The organism is Pseudomonas sp., from assembly GCF_050739655.1.
Classification (GTDB): Bacteria; Pseudomonadota; Gammaproteobacteria; order Pseudomonadales; family Pseudomonadaceae; genus Aquipseudomonas.
In genome coordinates, this window is the sequence record NZ_JBOIBY010000732.1 from 1 (window position 1) to 6,139 (window position 6,139).

General features: G+C 60.0%; 6 protein-coding genes and 1 pseudogene. 4 read left to right on the top strand and 3 right to left on the bottom strand.

The annotated features are described in order from the left end of the window. Nucleotides 1-92: 92 nt before the first annotated feature. Nucleotides 93-971: a methyl-accepting chemotaxis protein gene (locus ACRESJ_RS34420; RefSeq protein WP_431761874.1), complete on the bottom strand. Its 879-nt coding sequence runs from the start codon at nucleotides 969-971 to the stop codon at nucleotides 93-95. Then, nucleotides 951-1,985, bottom strand: a pseudogene (locus ACRESJ_RS34425) (HAMP domain-containing protein); the annotation flags it as partial. The gene ACRESJ_RS34420 and the pseudogene ACRESJ_RS34425, both read right to left, overlap by 21 nt. 279 nt (nucleotides 1,986-2,264) lie before the next feature. Between ACRESJ_RS34425 and ACRESJ_RS34430 the strand changes: the two are divergent. Further along, a complete protein-coding gene (locus ACRESJ_RS34430) occupies nucleotides 2,265-2,519 on the top strand; it encodes a hypothetical protein (RefSeq protein ID WP_431761870.1) in 255 nt (84 codons plus the stop codon). Between the two features lie 31 nt (nucleotides 2,520-2,550). Then, nucleotides 2,551-3,120: a lipocalin family protein gene (locus ACRESJ_RS34435; RefSeq protein WP_431761871.1), complete on the top strand. Its 570-nt coding sequence runs from the start codon at nucleotides 2,551-2,553 to the stop codon at nucleotides 3,118-3,120. A 126-nt stretch (nucleotides 3,121-3,246) separates the two neighbouring features. Here ACRESJ_RS34435 and ACRESJ_RS34440 read toward each other — a convergent pair whose 3' ends face one another. Then, a complete protein-coding gene (locus ACRESJ_RS34440) occupies nucleotides 3,247-4,611 on the bottom strand; it encodes a formimidoylglutamate deiminase (protein WP_431761872.1) in 1,365 nt (454 codons plus the stop codon). A gap of 146 nt (nucleotides 4,612-4,757) precedes the next feature. Between ACRESJ_RS34440 and hutC the strand changes: the two genes are divergently transcribed. Both hutC and ACRESJ_RS34450 read left to right on the top strand, forming a co-directional pair. Further along, nucleotides 4,758-5,468, top strand: a complete 711-nt coding sequence (gene hutC, locus ACRESJ_RS34445) for a histidine utilization repressor (RefSeq protein WP_431761875.1) — start codon at nucleotides 4,758-4,760, stop codon at nucleotides 5,466-5,468. 9 nt (nucleotides 5,469-5,477) lie between these two features. Then, nucleotides 5,478-6,047 (top strand): HutD/Ves family protein, encoded by a 570-nt coding sequence (locus ACRESJ_RS34450; protein WP_431761873.1) that lies wholly within the window; start codon nucleotides 5,478-5,480, stop codon nucleotides 6,045-6,047. Nucleotides 6,048-6,139: the final 92 nt, after the last annotated feature.

Here is a 6,139-nt window from a genome sequence, read left to right on the forward strand (position 1 = left end):
CTCCCACAGGTATCGCGGTGAACACAATATTTGTGTACGACGCAAAACCCTGTGGGAGCGGGCTTGCCCGCGAAGGCGGCGGTGTGAGCGCCTTAGATCCTGAAGCTACCCACCAACTGCTTCAACCGCGCAGCCTGCTGCTCAAGGTCCGAGCAGGCGCGCAACGTCGCCTGCAAGTTCTCTACACCTTCCTGATTCAGGGTATTGATCTCGGTGATGTCGACGTTGATCGATTCCACCACGGCAGTCTGTTCTTCAGTGGCGGTGGCGACTGATTGGTTCATGCCATCGATCTCGCCGATGCGCTGGGTCACGCTGCCCAGGCGTTCGCCAGCCTGGTTGGCGATGCCGACGCTGCTTTCACTCTGACGCTGGCTGTCGGTCATGATGCCCACGGCCGCGCGGGCGCCGACTTGCAGCTCTTCGATCATCGTCTGCACTTGCTGCGCCGAATCCTGCGTGCGGTGAGCCAGGTTGCGCACTTCGTCGGCAACCACCGCGAAACCACGCCCGGCTTCACCGGCTCGCGCCGCTTCAATGGCCGCGTTGAGCGCCAGCAGGTTGGTCTGCTGGGAGATGCTGGTGATCACTTCCAGAATCTGCCCGATGTTGACCGTGTTGCTGTTGAGCGTCTCGATGTTGCCGCACGAATCGCTGATTTTCGCCGACAGCTGATGCATCGCTGTAATGGTCTTGTCCACCACCTGCTGGCCTTCCTCGGCCAAGGAGCGGGCATCGCTCGAATGCTGGGAGGCGAGGGCGGCGTTCTGGGCGATTTCCTGGGCGGCGGCGCCGAGTTGATTGATTGCCGCAGCGACACTGCTGGTACGCGATGCCTGCTGGTCGGAGTTGAGCATCGACGAGTTGGAAGCCGCCACCACGCGCAGCGCCACTTCGTTGACCTGGCCGGTGGCCGAGGACACTTCGGTGATCGAGGTATGGATACGTTCGACGAAGCGGTTGAAGGACATGCCCAGCGCGCCGAATTCGTCCTGTCCGTGAATGGTCAGGCGTTTGGTCAGGTCACCTTCGCCTTCGGCGATGTCATGCATGGCGCGGCCCATGGCCAGCAATGGCTGCATCAGGAAATTGATTAGCATGCCCAGCAACGCAATGATGATCACCACCGCAATTACCATGGCAACGATCGCCGACGTTCGGAATTCGCTGAGCATCGAGAACGCGGTGTCCTGGTCGAGTACCAGTGCCACATACCAATCCGCCGATGGCACCCCGTTGACGTGGGTGAACGAGATGAACTGGCGCTTGCCGTCGATCTCGACTTCTTTCATGCCCGGGCTGACTTTTGGCGCACCGTTGGGGTAGGCCTCGGAAAGGTTCTTGAGCACCAGCTTAGTGTCCGGGTGGATCAGGATCTTGCCGTCGGCGCCGACGATGAACGCGCGACCGTGACCGCCAAAGTTCAGCGAGTTGATGATCGCACTGACGCTGGACAGGTCAATGTCGGCGCCCGCCACGCCAATCATCTGGCCCTGACGCTGCACCGGGGTGGCCACGGTGATCACCAGTTTGCCGGAGGAGGCGGCGATGTAGGGTTCGGTCACGATGGTTTGTTGCGCGCCGTTGGCGGCCTTGTACCAGCCACGGGCGCGCGGGTCGTAGTCTGCCGCGCGGTTGCCCGCCGGGACCGAAAACATCACGCCATCGGCGCCGCCGAAGTAACTCAGCTGGAAATTACCGGTGTAAGCGGGCAGGTCGATGATGCGTTTCAGGCTGGCCGTGGCATTACCATCGGCGCTGACCTGCTGGGCCATCGATTGCAGCAATTGCATGCGGCTTTCCAGCCACGTCTGGATGTTGCTGGTGGTCAGGCTGCCGAGTTCCTGCATAGAAGCTTCAGTGTTGCTGCGCAACGTCTGCCGCTGGCGATAGTCGTTGAACAGGATGAAACAAGCGAATGCAACGGCCACCACGAGGGCGGCAGCCAACAATATCTTGTGGCTGAACTTCATGTTTCTGGTCATTTGGATGAGCTACCGCAGAGGATCTGGTCGACAAAGAAGAGGCAAGTGCCACGGACGTGGCATTGCATTGCATGTATGTCGACTGGATGGCGCCAAAGATTAGGCGGATTGTGCGAAAACCGACGAAATACACGGTCGCCAGGGAAAGTGGCTGATTCTTTGGTAATAGGTAGACGAGCGGCCCAACAAATAGCCAGTCGGTCAGGGAACCAGACAGGGGTTTTCACTTCTAAGGTTTGCTTGGCAGTCATGCCAATCCCCATCATCCCTGGAGTTCACATGTCGCTGCGATCCATTGCCCTGCTGTCGTTCTGCGTGTTGTTGGCTGCGTGCAGCAAGGTCAATCAGGAAAACTACTCCAAGCTCTCGTCCGGTATGGCCAAGGCGGAGGTCGAAACCCTGTTGGGCAAACCTGCCGATTGTTCCGGCGCGCTCGGCATGTCCAGTTGCACCTGGGGTGACAAGAACAGCTTTATCAGCGTGCAATTCGCCGGTGACAAAGTGTTGATGTTTTCCGGCCAAGGCCTGAAGTAAACCGGGGCGATGTGCCCTCGGGAGAAAAACAATGAAGCGGTTATTGATCATGATTTTTGCCGGCCTGGTATTGGCCGGCTGTGCCACTTCTGGCCAGGATACGTTGGCGCCCAAGACCGCCAACAGCGTCAACCTCAAGCGCTACCAGGGCACGTGGTACGAGTTGGCCCGCCTGCCGATGTACTTCCAGCGTAACTGCGCGCAATCCGAGGCTCACTACACGCTCAAGCCTGACGGCGATGTGGCGGTATTGAATCGCTGCCTGACGCCGCAGTGGGAGTGGGAAGAGGTCAAGGGCAAGGCTTATCCACAGGTGCCGGGCAAGAGCGACAAGTTGTGGGTCGAGTTCGATACCTGGTTTTCCCGGTTGATTCCGGGTGTGGCGAAGGGCGAATACTGGGTGTTGTACGTCAGCGACGACTACAAGACCGCCATTGTCGGCGACCCGAGCCGTCGTTATCTGTGGCTGCTGTCGCGCACGCCAACCGTCAACGGTGTGGTGCGTGAAGAATTGCTGAGCAAGGCGCGTCAGCAGGGCTATGACACCACGCGACTGATCTGGCGGGCGTCGGATACGCAGATGGCGAAGACCTCGAACTGACGGGTTGATCGTTCCCACGCTCCGCGTGGGAATGCAGCCCGGGACGCTCTGCGTCCCAAAAGCGTGACGCGGAGCGTCACAGGAGGCGTTCCCACGCAGAGCGTGGGAACGATCTTGTACGGTTGATCAGCCCAGAAGTTCACGCAAGACTTGCGTAAACGCACGGCTGCTCTCTTCTTCAGCAGCATGACGTCCATCACGCACGACCCACTGGCCGTTGACCAGCACATCGCGCACCTGACGGTCGCCACCGGCAAACAGCCATCGGTTCAGAATTCCGTCACCACTGGCCGTCGCCAAGTACGGATCATTGCCGTCCAGCACCAGCCAATCAGCGCGCTTGCCAACTTCCAATGCACCAATCGGCTGACCCAGCGCCTGGGCGCCGCCATCGAGCGCGGCATCGAACAGTGTGCGGCCGACCATCGGCTGATCCGCGCCATACAAGCGGTTGCGCCGCTGATCGCGCAGACGCTGGCCGTATTCCAGCCAGCGCAATTCTTCCACCACGCTCAAGGACACATGGCTGTCGGAGCCGATGCCCATGCGTCCGCCCTGGGCGAGGAAATCCACCGCCGGGAAAATGCCGTCGCCGAGGTTGGCCTCGGTGGTCAGGCACAGGCCGGCGATGGCGCGACTCTTGGCCATCAGCGTGACTTCTTCGGGGTTGGCGTGGGTGGCATGGACCAGGCACCAGCGCTGATCGACTTCGACGTTTTCGTACAGCCATTGCAGCGGACGGCGACCGCTCCAGGTCAGGCAGTCGTCGACTTCTTTCTGCTGCTCGGCGATATGAATGTGCACCGGGCATTGCTTGTCGCTGGCCGCCAGCACTTCGCTGATCTGCTGCGGCGTTACTGCGCGCAACGAGTGGAAGCACAGGCCCAGCGATTGCGCCTTCTGCTGAGCCAGCAGAGGTTGCAGGCGTGATTGCAGCTTCAGGTAGTTTTCAGTGCTGTTGATAAAGCGGCGCTGGCCGTCGTTCGGTGTCTGGCCGCCGAAACCTGCGTGGCTGTAGAGCACTGGCAGCAGGGTCAGGCCGATACCGGCGTCGGTGGCGGCCTGGCTGATGCGCAGCGCCAGTTCGGCAGGGTCGGCGTAAGGCTGACCGCTAGTGTCATGATGCACGTAGTGAAATTCGGCGACGGACGTGTAACCGGCCTTGAGCATTTCGATGTACAGCTGACGGGCGATGACGCCCAGTTGCTCCGGGCTGATTTTTCCGACGAGGCGATACATCAAATCGCGCCAGGTCCAGAAACTGTCATTCGGATTACCGGCCACTTCCGCAAGGCCAGCCATCGCCCGCTGGAAGGCGTGAGAGTGCAGATTCGGCATGCCCGGCAGCAGCGGGCCGCTTAGCCGTTCGGCGCCATCTGCATGGGAATCGGCCTGGATTTGGGTCAAAACGCCCTCGGCGTTGACCTCAAGACGTACATTGTTGGCCCATCCACTAGGCAGCAGCGCGCGTTCGGCAAAGAAGGCGGACATGGTTAAGCACCCCATCGTGTGTTATTTGTATATACATATACAGACGTTTGCCTGCCCGGTAAACTCCGGCAAGCTAGCAATCTCAATCAAACGACCAAGGATCCATCGTGCCGACTCCGCCTCCAGTCTCTCCGTTGGCCGCGAACATGGGCGACAGTCCGGCGCCCCTGTACGCCCGCGTAAAACAAATGATCACCCAGCAAATCGACAGCGGTGCCTGGCCGCCGCACTACCGCGTTCCGTCGGAAAGTGAGTTGGTCAGCCAGTTGGGCTTCAGCCGCATGACCATCAACCGCGCTTTGCGCGAGATGACTGCCGATGGCCTGCTGGTGCGCATGCAAGGCGTCGGCACGTTCGTCGCCGAGCCGAAAAGCCAGTCCGCCCTGTTCGAAGTGCACAACATCGCTGACGAAATCGCCTCCCGTGGCCATCGCCATACCTGCAAGGTCATCACCCTTGAGGAGGAAGCCGCCGGTTCCGAGCGCGCGCTGGCGCTGGACATGCGCGAAGGGCAGAAGGTGTTTCATTCGCTGATCGTGCATTTCGAAAACGATATTCCGGTGCAAATCGAAGACCGTTTCGTCAACGCACTTGTCGCGCCGGAATACCTCAAGCAGGACTTCACCCTGCAAACGCCTTACGCCTACCTCAACCAGGTCGCGCCGCTGACCGAAGGCGAGCACGTGGTCGAGGCGATTCTGGCCGAGTCGTCCGAATGCAAGTTGCTGCAGATTGAAAAGGGCGAGCCGTGCCTGTTGATCCGCCGGCGTACGTGGTCGGGTCGTCAACCTGTGACGGCGGCGCGCTTGATTCACCCGGGTTCCCGTCATCGTTTGGAAGGCCGCTTTCACAAATAGGGAACAGAAATGAATGAGTTGAAAGTTCTACGCGCCAAAGACTACCCGCGCATGCCGTGGAAAAACGGCGGCGGTAGCACCGAAGAAATCACCCGCGATGCCGGTACCGGCCTGGACGGCTTCGGCTGGCGCCTGTCGATTGCCGACATTGGCGAGTCGGGCGGGTTTTCCACCTTCGCCGGTTACGAACGGATCATTACGGTGTTGCAGGGCGACGGCATGACATTGTCTGTCGACGGCAGCGACACTCGGCCACTGTTACCGCTGGACCCATTTGCCTTCAGTGGCGAGAGCAAAGTTGCCTGCACGTTGCTCGGCGGCCCGATTCGCGATTTCAACCTGATCTACGCACCGCAGCGCTACAGTGCGCGGTTGCAGTGGCTGGATGGCAAGCAGCGGTTTTTCAGCGAGGCGAGGGCTGTGTTGGTGTTCAGCGTGAGTGATGCGCTGGAGGTGAAGGTTGGTAACAACGCTTCGCAGCTTGGTCGGCATGATTGCCTGCAGCTCGACGCTAACAGCGGTTTGCTTGAAGTTTTCAGCAATGGCGCGTGCTGCGTTATAGAGCTGACTGCGCGCTGATCCAAAACTCAATCGACATCATCGCGGGCAAGCCCGCGCCCACCGTGTTTTGCGTCGTACACACCTATTGTGTTCACCGCGATACCTGTGGG

Coding starts and splice junctions, on each gene's coding strand:
- ACRESJ_RS34420 (WP_431761874.1), bottom strand. CDS start 971: ATGTCCTTCAACCGCTTCGTCGAACGTATCCATACCTCGATCACCGAA.
- ACRESJ_RS34430 (WP_431761870.1), top strand. CDS start 2,265: ATGTCGCTGCGATCCATTGCCCTGCTGTCGTTCTGCGTGTTGTTGGCT.
- ACRESJ_RS34435 (WP_431761871.1), top strand. CDS start 2,551: ATGAAGCGGTTATTGATCATGATTTTTGCCGGCCTGGTATTGGCCGGC.
- ACRESJ_RS34440 (WP_431761872.1), bottom strand. CDS start 4,611: ATGTCCGCCTTCTTTGCCGAACGCGCGCTGCTGCCTAGTGGATGGGCC.
- hutC (WP_431761875.1), top strand. CDS start 4,758: ATGGGCGACAGTCCGGCGCCCCTGTACGCCCGCGTAAAACAAATGATC.
- ACRESJ_RS34450 (WP_431761873.1), top strand. CDS start 5,478: ATGAATGAGTTGAAAGTTCTACGCGCCAAAGACTACCCGCGCATGCCG.